The organism is Streptomyces sp. NPDC001056 (genome assembly GCF_053598955.1).
This window is the reverse complement of the sequence record NZ_JBSFLI010000004.1, coordinates 208,673-235,268: the sequence shown is the minus strand read 5'-3', so window position 1 is coordinate 235,268 and position 26,596 is coordinate 208,673. Positions and strand designations below refer to the sequence as shown.

Annotated in this window: 21 protein-coding genes; 13 read left to right on the top strand and 8 right to left on the bottom strand. The window is 72.6% G+C overall.

The annotated features are described in order from the left end of the window. Nucleotide 1 precedes the first annotated feature (1 nt). Genes ACWDD7_RS07405 through ACWDD7_RS07380 form a run of 6 tightly spaced genes read right to left on the bottom strand, consistent with a single transcriptional unit; the run spans nucleotide 2 to nucleotide 6,199 of the window. Complete coding sequence (locus ACWDD7_RS07405) at nucleotides 2-832, bottom strand: isocitrate lyase/phosphoenolpyruvate mutase family protein (RefSeq protein WP_351877419.1); 831 nt, start codon at nucleotides 830-832, stop codon at nucleotides 2-4. A gap of 57 nt (nucleotides 833-889) precedes the next feature. Beyond that, nucleotides 890-2,008, bottom strand: coding sequence for a phosphonopyruvate decarboxylase (gene aepY, locus ACWDD7_RS07400; RefSeq protein WP_450456681.1), 1,119 nt, complete (start codon nucleotides 2,006-2,008; stop codon nucleotides 890-892). Then, nucleotides 2,005-3,051 carry an aminotransferase class I/II-fold pyridoxal phosphate-dependent enzyme gene (locus ACWDD7_RS07395; protein ID WP_450456680.1) on the bottom strand — a complete coding sequence of 349 codons (1,047 nt, stop codon included), beginning with the start codon at nucleotides 3,049-3,051 and terminating at the stop codon, nucleotides 2,005-2,007. Before ACWDD7_RS07395 ends, aepY begins: the two co-directional genes overlap by 4 nt. Continuing rightward, the gene (locus ACWDD7_RS07390) at nucleotides 3,048-4,361 is read right to left on the bottom strand and encodes a nucleotidyltransferase family protein (protein ID WP_450456679.1); all 1,314 of its coding nucleotides are present in this window, start codon (nucleotides 4,359-4,361) and stop codon (nucleotides 3,048-3,050) included. The genes ACWDD7_RS07395 and ACWDD7_RS07390 overlap by 4 nt, the downstream gene beginning before the upstream one ends. Then, complete coding sequence (locus ACWDD7_RS07385; protein ID WP_450456733.1) at nucleotides 4,321-5,277, bottom strand: nucleoside-diphosphate kinase; 957 nt, start codon at nucleotides 5,275-5,277, stop codon at nucleotides 4,321-4,323. The genes ACWDD7_RS07390 and ACWDD7_RS07385 overlap by 41 nt, the downstream gene beginning before the upstream one ends. A 34-nt stretch (nucleotides 5,278-5,311) precedes the next feature. Continuing rightward, complete coding sequence (locus ACWDD7_RS07380; protein WP_450456678.1) at nucleotides 5,312-6,199, bottom strand: GNAT family N-acetyltransferase; 888 nt, start codon at nucleotides 6,197-6,199, stop codon at nucleotides 5,312-5,314. A 593-nt stretch (nucleotides 6,200-6,792) separates the two neighbouring features. Between ACWDD7_RS07380 and ACWDD7_RS07375 the strand changes: the two genes are divergently transcribed. From ACWDD7_RS07375 to ACWDD7_RS07350, 6 genes are all read left to right on the top strand, one after another. Then, nucleotides 6,793-10,227, top strand: a complete 3,435-nt coding sequence (locus ACWDD7_RS07375) for a non-ribosomal peptide synthetase (RefSeq protein WP_450456677.1) — start codon at nucleotides 6,793-6,795, stop codon at nucleotides 10,225-10,227. Nucleotides 10,228-10,323: 96 nt separating this feature from the next. Beyond that, complete coding sequence (locus tag ACWDD7_RS07370) at nucleotides 10,324-11,157, top strand: alpha/beta fold hydrolase (RefSeq protein ID WP_351871798.1); 834 nt, start codon at nucleotides 10,324-10,326, stop codon at nucleotides 11,155-11,157. Next, complete coding sequence (locus ACWDD7_RS07365; RefSeq protein ID WP_450456676.1) at nucleotides 11,138-11,671, top strand: hypothetical protein; 534 nt, start codon at nucleotides 11,138-11,140, stop codon at nucleotides 11,669-11,671. Before ACWDD7_RS07370 ends, ACWDD7_RS07365 begins: the two co-directional genes overlap by 20 nt. Nucleotides 11,672-11,699: 28 nt before the next feature. Further along, on the top strand, nucleotides 11,700-13,703 hold the full coding sequence (locus ACWDD7_RS07360; RefSeq protein WP_450456675.1) for a prolyl oligopeptidase family serine peptidase: 2,004 nt from the start codon (nucleotides 11,700-11,702) through the stop codon (nucleotides 13,701-13,703). A gap of 6 nt (nucleotides 13,704-13,709) precedes the next feature. After that, nucleotides 13,710-14,423, top strand: coding sequence for a thioesterase II family protein (locus tag ACWDD7_RS07355; protein WP_351871804.1), 714 nt, complete (start codon nucleotides 13,710-13,712; stop codon nucleotides 14,421-14,423). A 64-nt stretch (nucleotides 14,424-14,487) separates the two neighbouring features. Beyond that, nucleotides 14,488-16,764, top strand: coding sequence for a non-ribosomal peptide synthetase (locus ACWDD7_RS07350; RefSeq protein WP_450456674.1), 2,277 nt, complete (start codon nucleotides 14,488-14,490; stop codon nucleotides 16,762-16,764). A 181-nt stretch (nucleotides 16,765-16,945) separates the two neighbouring features. Here the strand turns inward: ACWDD7_RS07350 and ACWDD7_RS07345 are convergent, their stop codons facing one another. Next, complete coding sequence (locus tag ACWDD7_RS07345) at nucleotides 16,946-18,403, bottom strand: aminopeptidase P family protein (RefSeq protein ID WP_450456673.1); 1,458 nt, start codon at nucleotides 18,401-18,403, stop codon at nucleotides 16,946-16,948. 441 nt (nucleotides 18,404-18,844) lie between these two features. Here ACWDD7_RS07345 and ACWDD7_RS07340 point away from each other — a divergent pair, with 441 nt between their 5' ends. The 7 genes from ACWDD7_RS07340 to ACWDD7_RS07310 all read left to right on the top strand — a co-directional run bounded on the left by ACWDD7_RS07340 (nucleotide 18,845) and on the right by ACWDD7_RS07310 (nucleotide 25,984). Next, on the top strand, nucleotides 18,845-19,981 hold the full coding sequence (locus ACWDD7_RS07340) for an MFS transporter (protein WP_450456672.1): 1,137 nt from the start codon (nucleotides 18,845-18,847) through the stop codon (nucleotides 19,979-19,981). Nucleotides 19,982-20,043: 62 nt separating this feature from the next. Next, nucleotides 20,044-20,865 carry a cupin-like domain-containing protein gene (locus ACWDD7_RS07335; protein WP_351871889.1) on the top strand — a complete coding sequence of 274 codons (822 nt, stop codon included), beginning with the start codon at nucleotides 20,044-20,046 and terminating at the stop codon, nucleotides 20,863-20,865. Next, nucleotides 20,862-22,136: an 8-amino-7-oxononanoate synthase family protein gene (locus ACWDD7_RS07330; protein ID WP_450456671.1), complete on the top strand. Its 1,275-nt coding sequence runs from the start codon at nucleotides 20,862-20,864 to the stop codon at nucleotides 22,134-22,136. Before ACWDD7_RS07335 ends, ACWDD7_RS07330 begins: the two co-directional genes overlap by 4 nt. Further along, nucleotides 22,133-23,098 carry an HpcH/HpaI aldolase/citrate lyase family protein gene (locus tag ACWDD7_RS07325; RefSeq protein WP_450456670.1) on the top strand — a complete coding sequence of 322 codons (966 nt, stop codon included), beginning with the start codon at nucleotides 22,133-22,135 and terminating at the stop codon, nucleotides 23,096-23,098. The genes ACWDD7_RS07330 and ACWDD7_RS07325 overlap by 4 nt, the downstream gene beginning before the upstream one ends. Then, nucleotides 23,095-24,015, top strand: coding sequence for an acetaldehyde dehydrogenase (acetylating) (locus ACWDD7_RS07320; protein WP_450456669.1), 921 nt, complete (start codon nucleotides 23,095-23,097; stop codon nucleotides 24,013-24,015). Before ACWDD7_RS07325 ends, ACWDD7_RS07320 begins: the two co-directional genes overlap by 4 nt. Next, a complete protein-coding gene (gene dmpG, locus ACWDD7_RS07315; protein ID WP_450456668.1) occupies nucleotides 24,012-25,022 on the top strand; it encodes a 4-hydroxy-2-oxovalerate aldolase in 1,011 nt (336 codons plus the stop codon). The genes ACWDD7_RS07320 and dmpG overlap by 4 nt, the downstream gene beginning before the upstream one ends. Continuing rightward, on the top strand, nucleotides 25,019-25,984 hold the full coding sequence (locus ACWDD7_RS07310; protein WP_450456667.1) for an ornithine cyclodeaminase family protein: 966 nt from the start codon (nucleotides 25,019-25,021) through the stop codon (nucleotides 25,982-25,984). The genes dmpG and ACWDD7_RS07310 overlap by 4 nt, the downstream gene beginning before the upstream one ends. Nucleotides 25,985-26,001: 17 nt before the next feature. On the opposite strand, the gene ACWDD7_RS07305 is transcribed toward ACWDD7_RS07310, so the two are convergent. Next, nucleotides 26,002-26,493, bottom strand: a complete 492-nt coding sequence (locus tag ACWDD7_RS07305) for a MaoC family dehydratase (RefSeq protein ID WP_351871828.1) — start codon at nucleotides 26,491-26,493, stop codon at nucleotides 26,002-26,004. Nucleotides 26,494-26,596 lie beyond the last annotated feature (103 nt).

The window sequence follows — 26,596 nt, the reverse complement described above, 5'->3', positions numbered from 1 at the left end:
GCTAGCCCACTCGCTCGTCGGTCATGCGCAGCACCTGCTCCACCGGGGCGATGTCCGGCTCGACGGCGGAGAGCAGGCACTCGTCGCGCAGGGTGGCGAGCATGCCGGGGAGCGTCGCCAGCATGCGGCGCACGACGACGTTCGCGAAGAGCACGGTCGTCGCGCCGTACTCGGCGAACGTCTCCAACGGCACCTCCGGCAGCGAGGTGGGCGCGAGGGTGATCGGCAGCAGTCCGCGGACCTGCTCCAGGGCCGGGAAGAGCTGGTCCTTGCACTTCTTGTTGACCTGCACGAACAGCCCGTCCACGCCGGTCTCGGCGTAGCGGCGCATGCGGCGCACCGCCTCGTCGACGCCCAGTCCGGCGACCAGGGCCTCGCAGCGGGCGACGATGCGCAGGTTCTTGCGCTCGGCGGTCACCCGCTCCAGGCGCCGGGCGAACTCCTCGGTGTCCATGAGGTCGCGGGACTCCTCGGCGGCGAGCGAGTTGCGCTTGGGGAAGACGTTGTCCTCGATGACGACGGTGTGGGCGCCGGCGTCCTCGAAGGCGCGCACCGCGCGGGCGGCGGTGAGGTCGCTGCCGTAGCCGTTGTCGGCGTCGACGTAGACGGGGAGGGTCGTGGCCGCCTTGACCTCGCGGATGACGGAGGTCATCTCGGTCGGGGTGAGCAGGTTGCGGTCGGGTATGGCGAAGCGCGAACAGACCTCCAGGCTGCCGAGCCACAGCAGGTCGAAGCCGGCGCTCTGCACCATCCGCGCGGTGAGCGCGTCGTGGACGCCGACTCCGATGGACGTGGCGGGAGCCGGCCTCAGGGTGGTGTCGTGCACGGTCATGGTCTCAAGTCCTTAGGGTGGGGGGGCCGGTGGTGCCGCGGCGGGCGGGTACGGTGCTCAGCCGGCGGCCGCGGTCATGAATCGGGTGCGGATCGCCTCGGGCTCCAGACTGGCCGTGGCCCGCGGGGGCGCGGCGCCCGCGCCGGCCGTGGTCTCGATGACCAGCAGAGCGGGCCCGGGCTGCGAACCGAGGCTTTCCAGGGCGGGTTTGAGCTCGCTGAGGGCCGTGACACGGCCGCCCCAGCGGTAGCCGCTCGCGCGGGCGACGTCCTCGAACCGGGTGCGGGCGCCCGCGGTGGGCTGGCCGCCGGTCGACTCGTACTGCTGGTTGTCCAGGACCACGTGCACGAGGTTGCCGGGGGCCTGCGCGCCGACGGTGCCGAGCGCGCCCATGTGCATCAGGCACGCGCCGTCGCCGTCGAGCACGAACACCCGCCGGTCGGTGCGGGCCAGTGCCAGGCCGAGGCCGAGGGAGATCGCGTGGCCCATGGAGCCCTGCATGTAGAAGTTGCCGGGCCGGTCGGCGCCGGCGAACAGCCAGCGGGAGGTGAACCCCGTGGTGGAGACGACCAGTTCGTCCCCGAGCAGCGCGCCGAGCGCCGCCACCACGTCCTGGGTGCCCGGTCGTTCGGAGGTCTCGGGGGCTTCCTCGGCGGGGCCCGGCTTCTGCATCACCCCGCGCGGGACGACCAGGGCGGCGGTGCGCCCGGACCGGACCGCGTCGAGGGCGGCGTCCAGGGTCGATCCCAAGTCGTCGACGTCGCCGGACAGTTGCCAGTGCGGTACCCGGAGCGCGTCGAGGAGCGGGACGGTCGCGGCGCCCATCAGCCGGTGCTGCGGCTCGTCGGGCGGGCCGTCCGGGTCGCCCCGGTGGCTGACGAACATCAGCACACCGATGTCGTACGGGGCGGCCAGCGAGGTGAGGGGGTTGACCAGGTTGCCGAGACCCGAGTTCTGCACCAGCACGGCGCCGGGCGAACCCGCCAGGGAGAAGCCGCAGGCGGTGGCGAAGGCCGCGCCCTCGTTGGCGGAGGCCACGTAGCGGCCGTCCCGCTGGAGCAGGGGGATGAGTCCGGCGAAGTAGGAGCAGGGGACGCCCGCGAACCGGTCGACGCCCCGGCCGCGCAGCGCCCGGTCGAGGAGGTCGGCGGGCAGTGCTGGTGTCGTGTCGGTCATGTGTGTCCCTGACATCGGAGCCGGAGTGCGATGCGCGGCGAGCGGGCCACCGCGTCGGCGAAGCGTATGGCCTCGGCGGCGCCGACCCCGAAGAAGGTGGCGCGCAGGGCGGGGCGGTCGGCGTCGAAGTGCCGGGCGGCCACGACCTTGAATCCCTCCTCGTGGAACGCGGCGAGCGCGGACTCCTCCACGTGCTCGGCGGCCGGGGCCCCGGGTTCCGGTGGCGCCTGGGCGGCCAGCGGGATCAGCGCGTTGGGCCCGTCGAAGGCGGGGAACGCGATGCCGTGCGCCGAGGCCAGCCGGTCCCTGAACGCGGCCTTGGCGGCGTCCACTTCGGCCAGCAGGCCGTCCCGCAGCAGGTCGAGGCCGCCGTCCCGGAAGAACAGGCCCCAGGCCCGCTGCCAGACCGGCGAGGGCGGTGTGCCCAGCAGTTCCGGGAACGCCTCCTCGAAGCAGCTGGGTCCGGCCGTCCAGCCGAGGCGCGCGCCGACGCCCCGGAGCTTGTGCAGGGTGCCGGCGCTGTCGGCCCCGGCGGGGGTGCCGGCGTGGCCGCAGAACCAGGCGTACGTCTCGTTGACGACGACGCGGTAGCCCTCGGCGGCCAACTCCGCGATCCGGGCGCGGCCTTCGTCGGTGAGCGTGGCTCCGTCCGGGTTGCGTCCGGGGGAGGTGAGCCACAGCACGGTGTCTTGCGGCGCGCCGCCGACGGCGCCGTTGAGGAGCTCGTCCCAGGAGGCCCGGGTGACCTTGGCGCCGGCGCCCGCGAGGACGGGTACGACGCCGGGGTAGGTGGGACGTTCCAGCACCACGTGCCCGAAGCGCCTGGCGTAGGTCAACGCGGTGGCCCGCAGGCTGGATGTGATGGTCAACTGCTCAACCGGCAAACCGAGTTGTCCGGCCAGCGCCTCCCGGAGGACCTCGTCGCCCCGTGGCGCGGGCACGGTCCACAGGTCGGCCTGCCGGGCCGCCAGGGCGACCCGGTCGGCCCACAGCCGGGTGGCCTCGTCCGGCCAGGGGGCGGGAGATCCGCTGAGGTCGATCACGCCGGCCCTGCCGTGAGGCGGCGGGCGAGCGCGAGGCTCTCCCGGCTGATCTCACCCCAGACGGTGGGCACGAGCACGTCGTTCCCGTACCGGACGGCCCAGGCGTTCGCGCCGCTGAACAGGGTGATGCCGGCGGCGAGTTCGATGCTCGTGACCTCCGCTGGGGCCCCGGCCCCGGTCTCGGCGAGCGGCTCCCACACCTCGCGCGGCACCAGCCGCCAGCAGCGGTCCCGCCCCGGATCGCCCGGGGCCGCGCCCCCGTCCGGGTCCGCGACACGGGGGCTCAGGTCGGCGGAGAAGTAGTGGCGCGCGGAGTCGGCGAGTGCGGTCGCGGCCGCCTCTCCGGCGCCGCGTGCGCGCTCGTCCTCGTACGCGAGGGAGGCGAACGCCTCGGCCCGCGCCTCGGCTCCCGGCGGGGTCAGCTCCAGGCCCGTCTCCTCCCCCAGGTCCGGGGGGAGTACGGCGGTGCTCTCCGGGTAGGCCTGGCGGACCGCGTTGACCACCCGGGCGAGCGCGCCCTCGGCCTGCACCGAGCGGCACAGCTCGCTCACCGACACCCAGTCGGGCGTGGTGTGACCGACCAGCGCGTGCAGGTCGTTGACGTCCTTGACGGACAGCATCTGGTCGCACAGGGCGTGCGCGGCGGTGATCGCGATCGAGGTCTCGACGCTGGGCACGGTGGCGGGCAGCCCGAGTGCGGTGCCGGAGCGCCAGCCGACGAGCGGGAGCAGTCCGGCGTGGCCGACCGAGAAGGCGCCGATGTGCAGGTCGACGCGGGCGTACGGGTTCTTGTTGTCCGGGTAGACGAGCGAGACCTGGCCGTACAGGGAACCGTTGTCGTGCCACTTGAGCCAGGGCATCTCGTCGGTGTCGTACACCCAGTCGCGCTCGCGCAGCCAGTCGACCAGCGGCCGGGCGGCGGCCCACTGCGGGAACTGCACGTCCACGTCGCCGAGATGGCGCAGCTCCGGGCGGGGGTACACCGACTGGGCGCACAGTCCCTTGATGATGCGTCCGCCGAACTCCTCGACGGCCGCGACGACCTCGCGCATCTTCGGGGCGGCCTCGGCCTGCCAGGCGTCGTCCTGGCGGACCTCGTCGGCGAGGAGTTCGTACAGCCGGGCCGCCCAGGCGGAGCCGGTGTGGCCGTCGAGGGCGGCGTGCGCGAGGCGCGTGACCTTCGAGCGGGAGAGGATCGCGTACAGATCCTCGGGGGTGATCTCGCCGTCCAGCGTGTTCAGGGCGGCGTCGACGGTCGAGGACGGCGGCTCAGTCCGTCCCAAGGTCATGATCGCGGTCTGCGTGTCCATGCGCGCCTTTCGTGGTGAGGACGGGCTCGAAGTACTGCGAGGTGGTCAGGACCGCGGTCTCCCAGGAGTCGCACGCGCAGCCGTGGCGCCGGAGCACGAGGTCCACCTCGGACAGGTCCCAGGGGGCCGCGCTCGGGTCGAAGGGGTGGGCGAGGACGGCGAGCAGCGGGTGGGCGGCGGCCTCGGGACGGACCAGTCCGGCGAGCCGGGCGCCGGCGTCCGGCCGGGCGAGTTCGCCGCGGGCGGCCAACCGGTCGGCGAGGGCCCGGCCTTCGTCGGTGAGGTCGGTCCACAGCGCGGCGACGATACGGCCGCGCAGCGCGCCGAGGACGGCGACGTGGTCGCGGGATTCCCGGGGCTGGGTCCGGGCGAGCAGCGAGAGGTATCCGTCGAGCGTCCCGCCGTCGTGGAATGCCGCGAGCGGTTCGGGGCCGAGTATCGCGGCCGATTCCCGGGCGGCGTTCGCGGGGCTGTCCGACAGATGGAGCAGGCTCAGAATGGCGTTCACCGAGCCGACCTCGTGACGGATCGAACCGGGACGCGTTCGGGGCGGTGTGCCGCCTTTGATTTCGTGGAGAACGGCGTATCGCTCCTCGGCCGTGCGGGGGACTTCGTCGATCAGCCGGACGGCCACCGAGGGCCCGAGAGAGAAGAGGGCGTCGAGGGCCCGATAGCGGAATGTGCTCCCGGCGCCGACGTTCTGAATCTCGGCAATCGCGTCGATCTGCTGGGCGGTCACTCTCACTTCCCGCCATCCGACGGGCCTGAAACCCGCGACCGCGAGATGGTCGAGTATGGCGCCGACTCGCTGTTCGCGCAGACTGTCCGGACTGATCAGGCAGAACGCGTGAGTTTGCCAGACCGATTCATCGAAAGACTGTCCCTCTCGAATGGCCCGTTCGTCTTCGATTGTCATGGGGCCTTTCCCTGTATATGCCCGTGAAGGATCGCTATAGGTGGCCGTCAAGGCGCAGAGCGGCGCCGTACAGCGGGGCGGCGACGCATCCTCGCAGTTGCTTGGCCTGCCATGAGCCGAGGCCGTATGGAATGATCCGGATGCCCCGCTCGGGTGCCAGCTCGATGGGCTTGTAGAAGAGCGTGGCGAAATAGGTGAGCCGGGAGTGGGGGTCGGTGTAGTCCGCCCCGGCGAGGGTGGGCATCCACGTCCCGCCGTCCTGGACGAAGACGCCGAATCCCAGTGTCTTCCCCTCGCGTTCGGCCGTGACGACGGTGATCTCGTCGTCGCCGAAGCAGGACCGGAGCCGGCGGATCATCGACGCCTCCTTGGCGTGGTCCGCGGTCCCCCCGTACTTGACGACCAGCTGGCAGCGCAGGTCGACCAGTTCGGCCTCCTCGTCCCGCAGGGCGCGGGTGCCGACGCGCACCCCGGCCTCCGCCAGGGCGCGCAGCTCACGGCGCACCCGCACCCGGCGGCGCGAGGACAGGGTGTCCATGTAGCCGTCGAAGTCGGACCAGGTGACGTGGAGGTCGCAGCGGGCCGCGAACTCCACCACCGGCCACCCCGCCGCACGCAGGGCGTCCGTGAGGACCGCCGCCTCCGGGGCGAGGTACTCGAAGGCGATGCTCCGCAGCCCCTGTTCGCCGGCCCACTGCCGTAGCCGCTCCAGCAGCACGGCGCAGGCCTCGGGGTCCTTCGCGAGCCTGCCCACCGGGAGCGCCTCGTAATGTGGCATCAGCACGAGCAGACAGGGATAGACGTCCCCGGGTTCGAGCGCCCGCCAAGGGTGCGGGCCCTCGGTCGCCAGGCCCTGATAGGACGAGGCTCCCGAGAATATCGAATACGGATCGATGCGCGTATTCGGTGAGGGACCCGTCATGACCGAGCCATGGAGCGCTAATTCAGGCTCACCCGACATCCCACGCAGAGAGATGGTGACACGTTCTCCCGGCAGACGCTTCGGCGCGAGCCGCAACCAGCGATCCGTCGTGGTGGCGGGGACGGGTGCGGGAGTAGCGGCGACAATGTCGTCCCAGGAGCCAGGAACACCTGGCTCCGCTTCAATCGCTAACGCGGCTTTCGTCGTTTCTGGCTCGCCAAGCTGCCGAACATGAGGCATGGGTAGATCCCCCGTCGCGCACAGATCCGTCACAGACACCGGCCCGAATGATCGATGCAGTCAAACACACAGCCGAGAGCGAGGCAAGAGGATCATCGCCAAACCCGTGACCGCACAGAGATGTCCAGATTTCCCGTTATGTCGACTTCGCCTTGGGTGGAGTCGCCTCGGGCTATTGACTGGGCGGCTGTTGACTCCCCGCGACGGTCCGTGATTAGCTCCCGAACCATCTGCCACTAATCTCCTCTTCCCCCTGCCGGCCCGGCCTGCCCTGATGCGTGCGGCCACTCGGGATTTGTCAAAACATTTATTCCTGCCCACCTGAGCATCTGAACGCCCTAAGGAGTCGCAGGATGGCTCATCTCCTTGAGGAACTCGCGCTTTCGGTACTCCCCGGGGAGGCGGACACGGCCGCACTCGCCGAACTGAGCTTTGTGCGACTGGGTGGTGACTCCCTGCGGGCGATGCACTTGGTCTCGCTCGCCGAGGAAAAGCTCGGTGTCGCCGTTCCCCTCGGGCGGCTGCTGGCGGACGAGCCGTTGCACACGGTCCTCTCGGACGCGGCTGGAGCGGGGACGGCGACCGGTCCCGGGACGCGCCGTCCGGGCGCCGGGCCCGCTCCCGCCGACGGGCGGCGCCCGGTCGCCGAACCCGGCTGCGGCGAGGGGCGGTTGTCGCACGCGCAGCAGGGCATGTGGCTCACCGAGCGGGCGGTCGGCGGCTCGCCGTACAACCTGGTCTTCCTCGCCTTCGCGCAGGGCCCCCTCCGACGGGAACCGCTGGCCGAGGCGGTGGCCTCGGTGGGCCGCCGGCACGAGAACCTGCGCACCCGCTTCGTGGACGTGGACGGCCGGGTCGACCGGCAGGTGGGCGACGAATTCACCGTGTCCGTCGAGGAGTTGGCTTACGAGGCGGAGCGTGACGGCGACTTCGAGTCCTTCGTGCGGTCGGCGGCGGCCCGGGAGGGGCGGGTGGTGTTCGACCTCGCCGTCGCTCCCCCGCTGCGCTTCCTCCTCGCGTCCGCCGGAAGCGACCGCCACGCCCTGGTGCTGATCGCCCATCACCTGCTGCTCGACGGCTGGTCGGTCGGCCTGCTGCTGCGCGAGCTGTTCGACGCCTACGACCACCCGGACCGGTCGCTCCCGCCCGCCCCCCGGTTCCAGTCCCTGCTGGACCACCAGGAGCACCTGTCCGGCAGCGGGGTGTGGGACCGGCAGGGCGCGTTCTGGGAGCGGCATCTGGCGGGCGTCCCGGCGGTGTTGGAGCTGCCGACCGACCGCCGGCGTCCCGAGTTGCAGGACCCGTCCGGCACCCGCGCCCCCTTCGACCTCGGCACCGCGGCCTCCGCCGGGATCACCGCGCGGGCCAGGGAGTGCGGTGTCACCCCCTTCGCCCTCCTCCTCGGCGGCTACGCCCTCACCCTCAGCCGCCACACCGGCGCCCGCCGGCTGCTGATCGGCGTGCCCCTTGCCGGCCGCACCACCCCCGAGCTGCGCGAACTGGTCGCGGTGACCGGCAATCTGGTGCCGGTCAGGATCGACATCGACGACGACCAAGGCGTCGGCGACTATCTGCGCGCCGTGCAGCGTTCTTTGGCCCTCAGCCTCGAACACGGCTCGCTGCCCGTCGACACGCTGGTCACCCGGCTGGGCATGGGCGGCAGCACCAGCCGCCACCCGCTGGTGCAGTTCTGCTTCGGCATGCACGACCAGCTGGTGCCCCGGCGCCTGGCCACCCGTGAGCTCGCCGTCCGGATCGAGGAACTGCACGGCGGTGGCTCGCAGTTCGACGCGACACTGTTCGTCAGCGACAGCGATCCGTCCTACGCGGGCAGTCTGGAGTACGCGACCGCCGTGCTGCTTCCGGCGGAGGCGGAGGCGTTCCTCGCCGACTTCGGGGAGGCCGTCGTACGTCTGGCGCGGGACCCGCTGGCGGCGGTCCTCGAAGACGTACGGGCCGTGTCCCCGCCCCAACGGGCCCGGCTCGACCGCTTGAACCGGACCGAGCAGCCGTATCCGGCGCGGACGGTCGAGGAGTTGTTCCTCGCCCAGGTCGAACGGCAGCCGTCGGCGACCGCCGTACGCGAGGGCGGACACGCGCTCACCTACGCCGAGTTGGCCGAGGCGGCGGCCCGCCAGGCGGCGCGGCTGCACGCGGTCGGGGTCAGGACCGGGGACACCGTGGTGATCGCCCTCGACCGGTCGGTCGCCGAGATCGTGGCCGTCCTGGGCGCCCTGTGGGCCGGCGCCTCCTACCTGGGGATGGACCCGGCCCTGCCCGCGAACCGCGTCGACCAGATGTTCGAGCGCGTGAAGCCCGCCGCGGTGGTGGCGCGGCCCGGGGCGGAGCTGGGACGGCTGGGCGAGATCGGGCTGCCACTGGTGGAGCCGTGGCCGGCCGGCGCCGAGGACGCCGCCGTACGGCCGGCCGGTGAAGGGGACCCCGACCGGGTCGCGTATCTCGCGTTCACCTCGGGCTCCACCGGAACGCCCAAGGGCGTGCGCGTCCCGCACCGGGCGGTCGCCCGGCTGGTGCACGACGTCCGTTACCTGCGGCTCGGCCCCGGCGAGCGCGTGCTGCGGTTCGCGCCGCTGAGCTTCGACGCGTCGACCCTGGAGATCTGGGGCCCGCTGCTGTCCGGCGCGGCGATCGAGGTCCTGCCGGCCGGGCTGCCCACGCCGGCCGAGATCGGCGGCTTCCTGCGGCGGCGCGGGGTGACGGTGTGCTGGCTGACGTCGGGACTGTTCCGGCTCGTGGCCGACTTCGCCCCGGACGGGTTCACCGGTGTACGGCACGTACTGACCGGCGGGGACGTGGTGCCCGCCCGACAGGTGGCCGAACTCCTCGGACGCCACCCGCATCTGCTCGTCACCAACGGGTACGGCCCGACGGAGAACACCACCTTCTCCACCGTGCACACCGTCGGACGCGCCGAGGACGTCGAGGACCCGCTGCCCATCGGCGTCCCGGTGCCCCGCTCCGGCGTGCACGTCCTGGACGAGCGCGGCCGGCTGCTCCCGCCCGGAGCCGCGGGGGAGTTGTACGTGAGCGGGGACGGGCTGGCCCTCGACTACGCGGGCGACCCGGCCGGGACCGCGGAGCGCTTCGGGCACTTCTCTGCGGACGTCCCCGAGCGCCTCTACAGGACCGGCGACCTGGTCCGCCTGGACTCCCGGGACCGGGTGCGGTTCCTCGGCCGGGTGGACGACCAGGTCAAGATCCGCGGCTTCCGGATCGAACCCGGCGAGATCGCGGCCGCGCTGCGCGAACACCCCGGGGTGCGGGACGCCGCCGTGGTGGTCGCCGACGACGGCGGCGTGAGCAGGCAACTCCTCGCCGCCTGTGTCCCCGAGGACACCGGCTCGGCCCCCTCGACGGCCGAACTCAGCGCGTTCCTCGACCAGCGGCTGCCCGCGTACATGGTGCCGGGGCTGTGGGCGATCGTGGACCAGATCCCCGTGACCGCCAACGGCAAGACCGACCGCGCCCGGCTCGCCGGACTCGGCCGGGTGGCCGTGGCCGAGCCCGCCGCGCCGGCCGGACAGGACGCACGGCGGCCCGAGGTCGCCCGCTTCCTCTGCCAGGTCCTGGAGCGGGACGAGCTGGGCGACGACGACAACTTCTTCGACGTGGGCGGCAACTCGACCCGCGCGGTCCGTCTGGTCGGGCTGCTCAGAAGGGAGTTGGGGGTCGAGGTGGGGCTGCGGGACTTCCTGCGGTCGCCGACCCTGGCCGGCCTCCTGCGCACCATCGCCCGGAGCTCCGGGCCGGCACCGGGTACGAGGTGATACGCGGCGCCCTCCGCCGTCCGATCCGCCCCGGGCACGGGAACCGAGCCGTGCCGAACCACCCCCCACCGCCCAGCCCCCATGGAGTTCGCCGCCGTGCCACTCGCCAGGATCAACGGAACGGATCTCTCGTACGCGGTCGACGGCGACCGGGGCGCTCCGGTGCTCCATGTCGCCGGGTCCGGTCAGTCGTCGGTCGTCTGGGAGATGCAGACCGTGCCGGCACTGCTGGCGGCCGGCTACCGCACCGTCGTCTTCGACAACCGGGGCATGCCGCCCTCGGCGGTGCCCGCCGCCCCGTACACCTGGGAGGACCTGGTCGGGGACACCATCGGCCTGATGGAACACCTCGGCATGGGACCCTTCCATGTGATCGGGTCGTCGCTCGGTGGCCTCGTCACCCAGGCGGTGGCCCTGCGCCGACCCGACCTGGTCCGCTCCGTCACCTTCCTCCAGGGCTGCGGTGACCTCTCCCCCGCCGCCGTACCGGTGCTCGAAGCCACGGCGGAGCTGTACACGCTGGACCCGCCGCCCCCGGCCGCGCTGCGCTGGCTGGCCGCCGACGGGCTGGTCCCGCCCACGCGGTGGCACGACGCCCGCGCGGTGGCCGAGGCACGGGAGCTGACGGCCGAGATCATCGCCGGGCCTGCCGACGCCGGCGTGGTCGGGCAGACCGCCGCGACCCTTCAGTGGGCCCGCGAGGACCATCTGACCGAACTCGCCGGGCTCACGGTCCCCGCCCTGGTGGTCGCCTCCGAGTGGGACCGCATGTTCCCGCCCGCGCTGCTCCGGCGCGCCGTCGAGACGATGCCGGACGCGCGCTACCTGGAGATCGACGGCGCTGCGCACGTCCCGACCGGCCACTCCGCCACGATCGCCGCCGCGATCCTGGAATTCCTCAAGGAGATCGGTGAACCCTCAGCAGACTGAGCCCGCGCCCGCCCCCGGGGCCGGCCCCCTCGCCCTCGCGTTCAACAAGTTCGCCCTCTTCGCCTCGATGTCCGCCCAGGCCAATCCGGGCATCGCCCCCCGCGTCCTCGCCGTCGGCGAGGTCGGGGCGGCCCTCGGCGCGGCGCTCGCGCGGCGCGGGCTCGCCGTGCTGGAGGTGACCGCGCACGACGTCGTCCGCAAGGACCCGGCGGGCCTCGGCGGCCATCCGCGCTTCCCCGGCGCCTACGTCGAGCCTGCCTGCCCGCAGCTGGACGCGGTGCCGGCCGCCCGGCTGATCGGCTCGCTGGCCGACCTCGTCGTCCCGCACGGCGCCGTCCTCCTCGCGGGTCCGGAGCGGTGCGGGGAGGTACGGGAGCTGCTCGCGTCCTGCGGACTGCACGACAGCGACGACCCCCGGGCGGGCACCCATCTGCTGGCGCGGAAGAAGGACGTCTGCTGCCACGACCGCGACCAGGAATTCCATGACCGCAGCGCCATCTGGTTCGAAGGCTGACTTCGAAGCCGCCGACGAAAGGCTCACCATGACCCGCCCCCCGCACCCGGCCCCCTATGGGACCTGGTCCTCCCCCGTCACCGAGGAGGCGGCCGCCTCGCACCCCGGCCGGGCCGAATGGCTCGGTTGCGTCGGGGACGAGGTGTGGTGGACCGAGCTGCGCCCGAGCGAGGGCGGGCGGCAGGCCCTGCTGTGCCTGCGCGACGGACAGCGGCATGACGTGCTGCCCGCACCCTGGAACGTCCGCAACAGCGTGCACGAGTACGGCGGCCGGCCCTGGACCTGCCACGAGCGCGCGACCGGGGGCCCGCTCGTCGTGTTCACCCATCACGCGGACCAACGGCTGTACGCGTACGCCCCGGCGCAGGACGAGGCGCCCCGGGCGCTGACGCCGGAGGCCGCGGCGGGTGAGGGACGCCGACTGCGCTGGTGCGCGCCCCGCGTCGGGCCGGGCGGCGGTGAGGTCTGGTGCGTCCTGGAGGAGCACACGGGTCCGCGGCCGGGTGATGTCCGCCGCGTCCTGGCGGCCGTGCCGCTGGACGGATCGGCCGCCGGGGATCGCGCCGGGATCAGGGAACTGACGGACGACGGGCCGCGGTTCCTCACGGGTGCGGTGCTGTCACCGGACGGCGGACGGGCGGCGTGGCTGTCGTGGGATCACCCGGACATGCCGTGGGACGCGACGGCGCTGCACCTCGCCGAGGTCGATCCCGGCGGGGGCCTGCGCGAGCAGCGGACCCTGGCGCTCACCTCGGACGGGGCCGGGGAGGCCGTCGCGTCCGTCGAGTCCATCGCCCAGGTGGAGTGGTACACCGCCGACGAACTGATCGTCAGCACCGACCGCAGCGGCTGGTGGAACCTGCACCGGGTGGACGCCACCACCGGGCGGGCGCGCAACCTGTACCCGGCCCGGGAGGAGTTCGCCGGGGCGTTGTGGCAGGTGGGCATGGAGTGGTTCCGGGTGCTTCCGGACGGCCGGATCGCCGTCCTGCACGGGCACGGCCGGCTCACCCTCGGCATCCTCGACCCCGGGACGGGGACGCTGACCGATGTGGCGGGGCCGTGGACCGAGTGGGCGCCGACGCTGGCGGTACGGGGGGACCGCGTCTTCGGTGTGGCCGCGGGACCCGCGTCCGGCTACGAGGTCGTGGAGACGTCGGCCCGCACCCTGGCCGCGAAGGTCGTCTCCGCTTCCGAGGGGGACGGCCTCGATCCGGCCTACTGCCCGCTGCCGGAGCCGCGCACCTTCGAGGGCGCGGACGGACGCGACATCCAGGCGTGCCTCTACCGTCCCCGCAACCCCGGCTTCACCGGCCCGCAGGGCGAGAGGACACCGTTCGTGGTGTGGGTGCACGGCGGCCCGACCGCACGGACGCCGAAGGCCCTCGACCTCCAGATCGCGTACTTCGCCTCACGGGGCATCGGCGTCGTGGTCGTCGACTACAGCGGCTCCACCGGCTACGGCCGCGCCTACCGTGAACGGCTGCGCGGCCAGTGGGGGGTCGGCGACGTCCAGGACTGCGCCGATGTCGTCTCGGCGCTCGTGGCGGAGGGACTGGCCGACCCGGCGCGGGTGGCGATCCGCGGCGGCAGCGCCGGGGGCTGGACCGCCGCGGCGTCCCTGGCCTCTCCGCTCGCCGGGGGCCGCTACGCCTGCGCGGCGATCTACTACCCGCTGCTCGACGCGGCCGCCACGGTCACGGGTGAGACGCACGACTTCGAATCGCGTTACGTGGAGGGGCTGATCGGCCGCCCCGACGAGGTCCCGGAACGCTTCGTGGAACGCTCCCCCATCCATCACGCCGAGCGCGTCACGACGCCCTTCGCGCTCTTCCACGGCGCCGAGGACCCGGTCTGCCCGGCGGCCCAGTGCGATCGTTTCCTGGCCCGCGTCAAGAACCCGGACCTGGTGCGCACCCATCTCCTGTTCGAGGGCGAAGGCCATGGATTCCGCCGCGAGGAGAACATCATCGCCGCGCTCAAAGCCGAATTGCGCCTCTACCTCGACACGTTCAGCCCTTCGGAAGGTTGACCACGCATGGACGGTTCCCGCTCGGACATCCTGCTCTGCTTTCCGCCGGCCGGTGGCGGCCCCAGTTTCTTCGCCCCCTGGAGCGGTGCCTCGTCCGTCTTCGACGTGGCGCCGATCGATCTCCCGGGAAAGGAGAAGCTGCTGTTCGAAGAGCCCTTCGACACCGTTCCGCGGCTCGCCCGCGCCATCCTCCCGGCCGCGATCACGGCGGTGGCCGACCGGCGCCGGATCACCCTCTTCGGGCACTGCTTCGGCGCGATCGTCGCGTACGAGCTGGCCCGGCTGCTCGAAGTGGAATGCCCCACCCGGGAGTTGGTCCTCTTCGCCAGCGGCTCCGCCGCCCCCGGCGAGATCCCCTGGACGCGTGCGGCGGACCTGCCCGACGAGGGCCTCCTGAACCAGGTCGGCCTGAACGCCGGCGAGCCGCAGTCCATCCCCGAGGACCCCGAACTGCGCGAACTGATCCTGCCGGCCCTGCGCGCGGACGTGACCGCGCACGAGTCGTACGAGCCCCCCGCCGACCCCCTCGCCTCGTGCTCCGTCGTCACCGTGCGCGGTGAGCGCGACGCGCTCGTGGACGCCGAAGCGGCGGGGCGCTGGCGGGACTTCACGACGGGCCGGTTCGGGTCCTTCGAGCTTCCCGGCAGCCACATGTACCTGACCGAGCAGTGGGGGCCGCTGATGGCCCACATGGAGAAGGAACTCGGCGGCAGCGCCTGATCCACGCGCCGCGGTTCCGCCGCGCGGGCGACACGATCTCACAGGACGTTGGGAGTTGGAGCGGATGCGCGCACAGCGGTCGTCGAACGCCGAGGCCGGCACCCCGGTCGACCCACCACAGGACTTACTGGCGGCGGCCGTGCTCGCGGTATCCCGCTTCGCCGGACAGCGGGACGTCGAGGCCCGGGTGGGCCTCGGCGACTACCAGGCGGTGGACGTCCGGGCAAAGGAGGGGACGACCGTCGGCGCGTATCGGGAAGCCCTGCTGCGCCACTACGAGAAGATCATGGCACCGGCCGGTCAGGACGTCCCCGCCCGGCTTCTCGTGGAAGCCGCGGAGGAGGACGCCGGGCACCCGTCCCTCGTCGTGACCCGGGACCCCGACGGCGGCCGGACCTCGGTGACCGCCGGGCCGGGTGACGTACCCGCGTGGCTGGCACAGCGGCTGGACGCCGCCGTGAGCCATCTGCGCGACCAGCTCACGGACCCCGCGCGGCAGCGCCGGACGCTCGCCGAGATCCCGCTCCAAGGGCCGGACGAGGAGCGGGAGTCCGTGGCGCTCGGCCGCGCTCCGGAGCTTTCCGGGGACCTTCCGTCGAGCATCCCCGCCGCCTTCGCCGCGCAGGCCGGGCGCACCCCTGACGCCGTGGCCGTGACGGATTCCGGCGGGCACGTCGGCTACCGGGAACTGGACGAGTGGGCCGACGAGATCAGCGTCCGGCTGCGGGCGGCCGGTGCGGTCCGCGGCAGCCGGGTGGGCGTGCTCCTGGACCGTTCCGCGGCGACCGTCGCCGCCCTGCTGGCCGTTCTCAAGTCCGGCGCGGTCTACGTCCCCATGGACCCGCACGTACCCGACGAGCGGCTCGCGTTCATGGCCGAGGACAGCGGTCTGGCGCTCGTCGTCACCGAGGACGCCGAGCGGGTACGCCCCCTCGGCCTGCCCGCGGTCACCGCCCGGCGGCTCGGGGACACCGCCTCGGCGCCGGTGCCGGAGCGGGCGGCCGGCGGCGGTGCGGACCCGGCGTACATCATCTTCACCTCCGGCTCCACGGGCCGGCCCAAGGGCGTCGAGGTCGCACACCGGAGCGTGCTCGGTCTGGTGGCCGCGACCGCCCCGTCCTTCGGGTTCGGCCCCGACGACGTGTGGACCTGGTTCCACTCCGTGGCGTTCGACTTCTCCGTGTGGGAGATCTGGGGGTGCCTGCTCACGGGCGGGCGGCTGGTCGTCGTACCGGAGTCCGTACGACGCGCACCCGACGAGTTCCGCGCGCTGCTGGCCGAGCAGGGGGTGACGGTGCTGAACCAGACGCCCTCCAGCTTCCTGCAACTGGTGGAACTGGAATGCCGCGCGCGCACCGAACTCGCCCTGCGACTGGTCGTGTTCGGCGGGGAGACCCTCGACACGGCGGGCCTGGGACGCTGGCTCGCGGTGCATCCGGCGGCCGAGTGCCGGCTGGTGAACATGTACGGCATCACGGAGACCACGGTCCATGTGACGGCACAGGAGATCACCGAGGAGCTGGTGGCCGCCGCCTCCCGGTCGGTCGGCCCGGCGCTGCCCGGCTGGTCCGTCCGCGTGGTGGACGGGCACCGGCGGCCGCTGCCGCCCGGCGCGTCGGGTGAGATCGCGGTGGGCGGGGCCGGTGTCGCCCTCGGGTACGTCAACCGCGCGGAGCTGACCGCGCGGCGCTTCGTCGCCGATCCGGTGAGCGGGGAGCGGATCTATCTCAGCGGCGACCTCGGGCGGATGCTGCCCGACGGCTCCCTGGAGCACCTCGGCCGCCTCGACCAGCAGGTCAAACTCCGCGGCCATCGGATCGAGTTGGGCGAGATCCGTGCCGTACTGCTGGCGCGGCCGGAGGTGCTCGCCGCCGCCGTGGTGGTCTGCCGGCCCGTACCCGGCGACCCGGCCCTGGACCGGCTGGACGCCTATGTCGTGCCCGCCCCGGACGCGGGCCCCTGGGACGCCGAGGGGGTCCGGCGCGGGCTGGCCGCGGCCCTGCCCGACTACATGCTCCCGGCCACACTCACCGCCGTACCGGCCATGCCGCTCACCCCCAACGGCAAGCTCGACGTGTCGGCCCTCCCCGTCCCGCGCGCCGGCCGGACCGAGGACCCGGTGGACGACACCCAGGCCCTGGTCCTCGCCTGCTGGGACAGGGCGACGGGCCTGGAGGCGGGCCTGGACGAGAACTTCTTCGACATCGGCGGCAACTCCCTGCTCGCCGCGCGCCTCGTCACCGCCCTGCGCGAATCCGGTCTCCCCTCGGCCCGCCTCGCCGACCTCTACCGACATCAGACACCACGCCTGCTGGCGGCCTTCTATGCGCGATCCCGCTGACACCGCGGCACCGGGCGGACCGGTCGGGCAGGAGACCCGCCCGAGACGGGTCTCACCGCCAGGACCGGCACCGGGAAACCGCGCCCGCGGAGGGCCGACCGTCCGCGCCCGCGTCCGACAGCCGGCCCACGCCCGCCCACTGCCGCCGGCCCGCGCTCACACCCGGCCGGCGGCGGTCGTGTCAGTCCCCGAGTCCCGCCATCCAGGCCTCGACCTCCGCCGAGCGGCGGGGCAGCGCGAGCGACAGGTTCTCGTTGCCCGACTCGGTGACGAGGATGTCGTCCTCGATGCGCACGCCGATGCCCCGGTACTCCTCGGGCACGGTGAGGTCGTCGGCCTGGAAGTAGAGGCCGGGCTCGACGGTCAGGACCATGCCGGGTTCCAGGGTTCCTTCGACGTACATCTCCCTGCGGGCCGCGGCGCAGTCGTGGACGTCGATGCCGAGCATGTGCCCGGTGCCGTGCATCGTCCAGCGGCGCTGGAGGCCGAGTTCGAGGACCTTGTCCACCGCGAGGTCGCCCAACAGGCCCCAGGAGACGAGGTGTTCGGTCAATACCCGCTGCGCCTCGCGGTGGTAGTCGCCGTACCCGGCGCCGGGCCGCACCGCGGCGATGCCGGCCTCCTGGGCCTCGTACACCGCGTCGTAGATCTTGCGCTGGAGCGGGGTGAACGTCCCGCTGACCGGCAGGGTGCGGGTGATGTCGGCCGTGTAGAGGTTGCGGGTCTCCACGCCGGCGTCGAGGAGCAACAGGTCGCCGGGGCGCACCGGGCCGTCGTTGCGCACCCAGTGGATGGTGGTGGCGTGCGGGCCGGAGGCGCAGATCGAGGCGTAGCCGACGTCGTTGCCCTCGACCCGGGCGCGCAGGAAGAACGTGCCCTCGATGTAACGCTCCGAGGTGGCCTGCGCCCGGTCGAGGACCCGTACGACGTCCTCGAAGCCGCGCGCGGTCGCCTCGCAGGCGAAGCGCAGGTCGGCGATCTCGAAGTCGTCCTTGATCCGGCGCATCTCGGAGAGGAACACCCGCAGTTCCTCGTCGCGCTCGGCCGTCACCTTGTCGCTGAGGGCGTCCTCGACGACCGTGTCGTGGCCGCGCAGCACCCTGACCGGGCCGGTGGCCTCGCGCAGCGCGTCCGGCAGGGCGCGAACGTCCTCGCAGGGCAGGCCGAGCAGCCGGGCGTTCTCGGTGAGGCTGTTGCGGCGGCCGTCCCACAGTTCGCCGCGGTCGGAAAGCCAGAACTCCCCGTTCTCGCGGTCGGACCGGGGCAGCAGATAGGCGGTCGCGGTGTGGCCGCCGTCCGCGAGGGGCTCCAGGACCAGCACGCCGTTCTCGGTCTGGTCGCCGGTCAGATAGGCGTAGTCGGAGGAGGGCCGAAAGCGGTAGTAGGTGTCATTGGCGCGGACCTTGAGCCGGCCCGCCGGGACGACCAGACGCTCGCCGGGGAAGCGGGCGGACAGCGCGGCGCGGCGGCGGGCGGTGTGGGCGGCCTGCGGTATCGGCCGCAGATCGTCGCGCTCGGTGTCGGCCCAGCCCTGGTTCATGTTCGCGGCGAGTTCGTCGCTGATCCCGCGGTCGAGCCCGTTCTTCCGCTGTTTGACTGGCCCGCCGGACGTCCGCTCGGTCACGTTTTCCTCCTGCATCGAATCGGTCGGGACCGCCCGTTCACCCGCGGTCGTCCGTCATCGTATGGGGAAATAAATCACCGTCGCACAGGAAGTCCGGAACGGCCGGGTCCGTGTCCCGGCACCGGCGTCACTTTTCCCAACTCACGCCACGAATATAAGCCGTTGACACCCTGCGGTGATCACCCTACTATCACCACGGCACGGCAGCGGGCGGGGGCGCACCAGATCGGCACGGTCGGCGGGGAAGCGAATAGTTTCCCGACATGTGGCGGAACCGAGTTTCCGACCCGAATTTGCCAGAGCTTTCCACATGGCCTATTTCATGCCGACAGGAGTGCTGTGTCCGCTGCGGTTTCGGGGTCGCATTCGGGGTTCGGTTCCTATCTGAGACTGCTCCGGTTACCCGGCGCCACGCCACTGGCTCTGTGGGGCGTGGTCGGCCGGGCCCCGATCGCCATGCGGTCCATCAGCATCCTGATGCTCGTCTCCGCGATGACGGGCTCCATGGCCCGGGCGGGCACCGTGGCGGCCGCCATGCTGCTCGCACAGGGTGTGGTCAGCCCGCTGCTCGGGCGGACGGCCGACCGGATCAGCCAGCGGCGGGTGCTGCTCGGCGCGGGCGCCGCGCATGTCGCGGGCATGACGCTGCTGCTCCTCGCCATCACGCTCAAGGCCCCGCTGCTGCTGATGATCCTGGCGGCCGTGGCGTGCGGCTGCACCTCGGTGTCGTTCACCTCGTTCATGCGCGCGCGATGGGCGGTGATGGTCGAGGCGGACGTGCTGCGCACGGCGTACGCCATGGAGTCCATCCTGGACGACACGATCTTCCTGCTCGGGCCGCTCGTGGTCACCGTGCTGGCCTCGGCCGTGCACCCGGCCGCCGGGCTGGTCGCCTGCGGACTGCTGACGCTCGCCGGTTCCGTCGCGGTCGCGCTGCACCGGCGCTCCGAGCCGGCGCCGCAGGGAGCGGCCGGGCCGAGCGACGAGCGCGCCATCAAGGTGCCCGGCGTATGGGTCCTGATGCTCTGCTACGCCGGGATGGGCTTCCAGTTCGGCGCGGTCGACGTCACGATGATCGCGTTCGCCAAGGAGCAGCACGAACCCGGGCTCGGTGGTGTGTTCCTGGCCCTGATCTCGGTCGGCAGCCTGATCGCGGGCGCCGTCTACGGCGCCGTCAACTGGCGGCTGACCCAGGCCCGCCTGCTGACGGTCACCTGCGGCGTGCTCACGCTGGGCGTGCTCCCGCTCGCCTTCGCCCCCTCCTCCCTCGTGATGGGCTTCCTCGCCGTTCTCGCCGGGGTCGCGATCTCCCCGGGGCTGATCGCGGGCAGCACGCTCCTCGAATCGGTCTGCCCCAAGGGCGCGTTGTCCGAGGGATTCTCCTGGCTCACCAGCGCCGGTGCCCTCAGCATCGCCACGGGCACGGCGGCGGGGGGCCGGCTGGCCGACTCCTTCGGGTCCGCGGCGGGGGCCTGGGCGGGGGTCGGCGGCGGGCTCTTCGCCCTGGCGCTGGCCGTCCTGGGGCAGCCGGCGCTGCGCGGTGGACGGCCGGTGGTGGAACACGCTCCGGAATGGGCGGTGCAGGAACAATGAGCGGAGAGGGAAGAGTTGTGGACGCAAACGAGCCGGTCCGGACGGAGAGCGGTCTCGGCGGTCTGCCCGTGCCGCGGCTGTCGTTCGAGGAGTTCATGGCCTTCGGACGGGACGCCCTGATCCGGGCCGACGTCCCCGTGGTGATCACCCTGCCGGGCGGCACCAGAGGCATGGGCAGGGAGGGGGTGGCCGAGCTGCTCGGGCAGCTGCCGGTGACCCTGTTCACCGAGCCCAGCGACAAGCAGAACCCCGAGCGCTGGACCACCAGGGAGATCCGGCTCGCGGAGTTCTTCGCCGACGACACGTACCAGAAGGACGCGAGCACCTGGAACCGCGTCGTGTCCAACATCCGCAACCGGCCGTCCGACGTGAACAGAATCCTCGGCTTCGACGCGGGGAAGCTGTTCGACTACCGCCGCGCGCTCAACGCGGCCAACCTGTGGATCAGCCACCGCGGGGTGTTCACCCAGAGCCACTTCGACGAGCTGGAGAACTTCAACGTCGCCCTGGAGGGCCGCAAGCGGTTCGTCATCGCGCCCCCGGGCTTTCGCGAGTACTACCCGCGCTCGCTGAAGAAGGGATTCGGCGACAAGTCGCGGGTCTTCGACTTCGACGACGTGGACCGGGCGCGCTACCCGAAGCTCGCGGCCAAGCTCGCCCAGCGCCGTGAAGTCGTCCTGGAGCCGGGGCAGATGCTCTATCTGCCGCTGGGCTGGTGGCACCAGGCGGAGTCGCTGGACGAGATGAACATCAACGTGAACTTCTGGCTGCGCGACCCGAAGATCCTGCGCCGGCCGTACGTGCTCGGGGTGGCGGTCTACACCGCGGTCTTCCGCAAGCTCAAGGGCGTCTACAACTACGAACCGGCACAGGCGGCGTCATGACCGAGCGCATCTCCATCACCCCCACCCACCGGTACCGCAACAACGACAAACTCATCGGCATCGGCAACGAGTTCTGGGACATGTCGGAGCGCAACGGCCTGGCCGGCATCGTGGCCGACCTGGACTCCGGTGTGCTGCGCACCACCGAGGGACATGAGTTCGTGGCGGACGGCCATGAGTTCGTCAACTTCAGCTGCTGCTCCTACCTCGACCTCGACTCCCACCCCAAGGTGATCGAGGGCGGTATCGACGCCATGCGCCGCTACGGCGTCCTGGACCACTGCATCGCCCGCAGCCGCGTGCAGATCCCCGCGATGCTGGAGCTGGAGGACTCGCTCGGCGAGCTGTTCGGCGCCCACGTGGTGTGCTCCATCGCGGCGAGCACGGCGACGTTCGGGCTGCTGCCGCTGATCGCCTCGGGTCATCTGGGCGACGGCACCCGGCCGTTGATGATCTTCGACAAGAACGCGCACATCTCGATGGCGAACCTCAAGCCGGTCTGCGCGGACGAGACCGAGGTCGTCACCTCGCCCCACCACGACCTCGACTTCATCGAGGACGCGTGCAGGAAGTACGCGCGCGTCGCCTACGTCTGCGACGGCAGCGACAGCCTGGGCGGCTACGCGCCGGTCAAGGAGCTGGCCGAACTCCAGGACAAGTACGGCCTGTTGGTCTATTACGACGACTCGCACTCGCTGTCGGCCTACGGTGAGCGAGGCGTCGGGTACGTGCGCACGCACAGCCCGGTGCTGGACGAGCGCACCATCGTGGTGGTCACCCTGAACAAGGCGTTCGGCACCAGCGGCGCGGCCATCGTGCTGGACGGGTACGAGAAGGAGACGCTGCGGATCATCGAGCGGTTCGGCGGCGCCCTGAACTACTCGCAGTTGCTGAACACGGCCGCGGTCGGCGCGGGCCTCGCCTCCGCCGAGATCCACCGCACGCCCGAACTGACGACGTTGCAGAACCGGTTGTACCGCAACATCGAACTCTTCGACTCCCTCGTCCACACCGAGCAGACCGGCAGCACCTATCCGATCCGGCTGGTGCCGATGACCGACGAGACGGTGATCGAGGCCGGGCGGCGGGTCTTCGAGGAGGGGTTCTACGTCTCCCCGGTGTTCTTCCCGATCGTCGCCCGCGGCACAGCGGGCCTGCGCGTGATGATGCGCGCGGGCCAGACCGAGGAGCAGATCCGCTCGCTGTGCGCCGTCCTCACCGAGGTCGGCGCCTCCCCCGCGATACCCGCGCCCGGGGAGGCCATCCGATGACGGACGCCACCCGGGCGCTGCCGCGCAGCATCCTGTACACGCCCGCGCTCTCCCTCGACCGGGTCGTCAAGGCCTGGTCGTACGACGCCGACGTGCATGTGATCGACCTGGAGGACGCCGTCCCGCCGCCCGGGAAGGCGGCGGCCCGCGAGGTGTGCCGGGCGGCGCTGGAGAAGACGCCCGCCCCGGCGAACACCGGGGTGCGCGTCAACCCGATGGGCACCCTGGAGGCCGTACACGACCTGCTGCTGCTCGCCGAGTCGCCGGTCCGGCCGGGCATCGTGGTGATGACCATGGTGGAGTCGCCGGTCGAGGTACGCCTGCTGCGGGACACCCTCGCCTCGGCCGGGGCGCACCCGGAGATCTATGTGACGGTGGAGACCCCGGCCGCCGTCCGCGCCGTGGACGGCATCGCCGAGGCCGCCGACGGGCTGATCCTCGGCTCGGCCGACCTGGCCGCCTCCCTGGGGGTCGAGATCACCTGGGCCGGCATGCTCGCCGCCCGCCAGGCGATGGCCCTGGCCTGCGCGCGCCACGGCACGGCCTGCATCGACACCGCCAACTTCCGGCTCGACGCGCCCGAGGTGCTGGCCGAGGAGATCGAGCGGATACGGGAGCTGGGCTTCCACGGCAAGGTGGCGGTGCACCCGGGCGAACTCGCCCCGATCAACCGGGCGTTGCGGCCCGACGCGGAGGAACTGCGCCAGGCCCGCCGGGTCACCGAGGCGGTCCGGGCGGCGGACGGGGGCGTGGCGCTGCTGGACGGCGCCATGGTCGGGCCGCCGTTCGCCCGCAGGGCGCGGACGACGGTGGAGCGCGGCGACACGTGGAGCGCGCGGTTCGGCGAGTCGGCGGCGGAGAAGGCGGATGCGCGGACGGCGGGCGCGCGGGCGGCGGACTCTTGGACGGCGGACTCGGGGACAACAGCTCCGGGGACGGCGGACTCGGGGGTGGTGCGATGAGCGTCACCGACGACAGGACCGTGGGCGCGGTCCCGGGCGTCTCCGTCGCCGTCATCGGCACCGGCGCCATCGGCCAGGACCTGGTCTCCAAGATCCGCCGCTCGCCCGTGCTGGAGTGCGCCCTGGTGGCCGGGCGCGACCCGGACTCCGCGGGGCTGCGGCGCGCCGCCGGGCTCGGCTGTCCGACCAGCGCGGAAGGGATCGACGCGGTCCTCGCCGCGCCCCGCCCCTTCGACGTGGTCTTCGACGCCACCAACGCGCGGGCGCACGCCGAGCACTGGCGACTGCTGCGGCCGTACGACACGCTGCTGATCGACCTGACCCCGAGCAAGATCGGGCAGATGGTGGTGCCGACCGTGACCGGCGTGCACGCGCCGCCCGAGGGCAACGTCAGCCTGATCAGCTGCGGCGGCCAGGCCTCGATCCCGGTGGCGCACGCCCTCGCCGACCGGTTCGACGTGCGGTACTTCGAGGTCGTCTCGACCGTCGCCAGCGGCGTCGCGGGCCGGGCCACCCGGCTCAACCTGGACGAGTACGTCGCGACGACCCAGCAGGCGCTGACCGCGTTCACCGGCGTGGCCGCCACCAAGGCGATCCTCAACATCAGCCCGGCCGTGCCGCCGGCGGCCTTCCGCACCACCGTGCACGCGCTGGCGCCCGCGGCCGACGTCGAGACGGTGCGGGCCGTGGTGGCCGAAGCGGCCGAGCGGGTCCGGGAGTTCGCGCCCGGCTACCGGGTCCTCACCTGCGACGTGCGCGGCGAGCTGATCGTCGTCTCCCTCGAAGTCGACGCCGACAGCGAGGTGCTGCCCGCCTACGCGGGAAACCTGGACATCATCGACGCGGCCGCGGTGCTGGTCGCCGAGCAGCACGCGGCCCGGCTCGCCCCGGCCGCCCAGCAGGGGGTGAGCCGGTGAACGCCGTGGTGATCCACGACCCCACACTGCGCGACGGCCAGCACGCGGTGCGCCATCAGCTCGGCGTGGACGCGCTGCGCGGCTACGCGGCGGCGGCCGACGCCGCGGGGGTCCCGGTGGTGGAGGTGGGACACGGCAACGGCCTCGGCGCCTCCTCCCTCCAGGTCGGCCGCGCCGCCGTGCCCGACGACCTGATGCTGTCCACCGTGCGCGAGGCCCTCCAGCACAGCCGGATGGCGGTGTTCCTGCTGCCCGGCTGGGGCACCTCCGACGATCTGCGCCGGGCCCTGAAACACGGTGCGGACGTGGTGCGCGTCGGCGTGCACTGCACCGAGGGCTCCCTCGCCGAGCGGCACCTGGGCTTCCTCGCCGAGCAGGGCGCCGAGGCGCACTGCGTGCTGATGATGAGCCACATGGCCTCCCCCGCCGAACTCGCCGAGAACGCGGCCCGCGCCGTCGGCTACGGGGCCCGCGCGGTCGGCATCATGGACTCCGCCGGGCACTTCCTGCCCGACGACGTCGGCGAGCGCATCGGCGCCATCCGGGCCGCCGTCGACGTGCCGGTGATCTTCCACGGGCACAACAATCTCGGCATGGCGGTGGCGAACTCGGTCGCCGCCGCGCAGGCCGGCGCCGGGATCATCGACGGCTGCGCGCGCGGTTTCGGCGCGGGCGCGGGCAACACCCAGCTGGAGGTGCTGGTCCCGGTGCTGGAGCGCACCGGATTCACCACCGGCATCGACCTGTACGCGCTGCTGGACGCCGCCGAGTTCGCCGAGCACAAGCTCATGCCGGCGCCCCCGGTCACCGGTTCGCTGAGCATCGTCAGCGGGCTGGCGGGGGTCTTCTCCGGGTTCAAGCACCAGGTCCTGGAGCAGGCCCAGCGGGCGGGCGTCGACCCCCGCGACGTCTTCTTCGAACTCGGCAGGCGGCAGGCCATCGCCGGGCAGGAGGACATGATCGGGGACGTGGTCGCGGAGTTGAGCGCGCGGGAGGCGGTCGCGTGAGCGGGCCGACGTCCCCCGTGTTCCTCGCGGCCGAGGACATGACCGGCACCGAACGGCTGCTGCGGGTGGTCGACACGCTCGCCGAGGCCTTCGCCGACCTGTCCGCCGGGCGCACGTCCTCTCCCCCGCGTACGGTCGTCCCGCACCGGGGCGGAGGGGAGCTGCTGGCGGCGGCCTCCGTGTGGGAGCGGCACGGCGTGGGCACCGTCAAGATCACCACGCTGACGCCGGGCAACCCCGACCGCGGCCTGCCGCTGATCCACGGGGTCGTCGCCGTCACCGATCTGGCGACGGGTCGTGTCACCGCGCTCCTGGACGGAGCCGAGCTGACCGCCGTCCGCACCGGCGCGGTCGCCGCGCTGGCCACCCGGCTGTGCGCCCCCGAGGACGCCGCCGATCTGGCCGTCCTCGGCGCCGGGGTGCAGGCGCGTGCCCTGGTGCGGGCCGTGTCCGCGGTGCGCCCGCTCCGCACGGTCCGGGTGTTCTCCCGTACCCCTGAACGCACCGAGCGGTTCGCGCGATGGGTCCGGGAGACCTCCGGCGGGGCGCTCCGGGTGACCGTGTGCGACACGGTGAAGGAGGCCGTCGCCGATGCCGCCGTCATCTGCACGACGACGTCGACCGACGCGGCGGAACCGCTGGTCGAGGCCGGCTGGGTGGCCCCGGGCGCCCATCTCAACATCATCGGCGGCACCCACGAGGACGCCCTGGAGGTGGACCCGGCGCTGCTCGCGGACGCGCTGGTCGTCGTGGAGGAGCGGACGGCCGCGCACGCGGAGGCCGGTGAGGTGCGGGCCGCGCTGGCCGCGGGCCTGATCGGCCCAGAGGCGCTGTGCGAGCTGGGCGAACTGGTGGACGGTACGGCCGCGGCGGACGGCCGTACCTCGGTGTTCCGCGGCGTGGGTCTGGCCATCGAGGACACGGCCGCCGCGGCCGCCCTGTGCGCGGACACCGCACGGTGACGTGCCCGGCGGTGCCGTCAGGCCGTCTCGCGGCAGCGGACCATGAAGGACCGCTCGAAGACGATGACGGTCTCCCCGGTGGACTTCGTGCCGGTCGTCTCGACGGTGACGATGCCCTGTCCCGGGCGGGACTTGGACAGCCGCTTGTCCAGGATCCGGCTCGTCGCGTACAGGGTGTCGCCGACGTACACCGGGTCCTTCAGGCGGACCCGGTCCCAGCCGAGGTTGGCCACGGCCCGCGCGGACAGCGCCTGTACGGTCATGCCGCTGATGAGGCAGATCGTGATCCCGCTGTTCACCAGGACCCGGCCGTACTCGGCTCCTTCGCCGTACGCCTTGTCGAAGTGCAGCGGATGCTGGTTCATCGTCAGCAGCGTCAGCCAGGTGTTGTCCGACTCGGTGATGGTCCGGCCGGGCCAGTGCTTGATCACCATCCCCGGTTCGAAGTCCTCGTAGTCGCCGCCGTGTTCCTCGACGTACTCGTTGTCGCCTACCTGACGCAGTGTCATAGGACCTTCTCCCGTGCGCGTTGAGGTGTTGCGGGCGCCGGTCGTGCGGCGGCGCCGCGCACACCTTAGCGGTGCGCCGCGCCTCGTGATCAGAAGAAGGAAA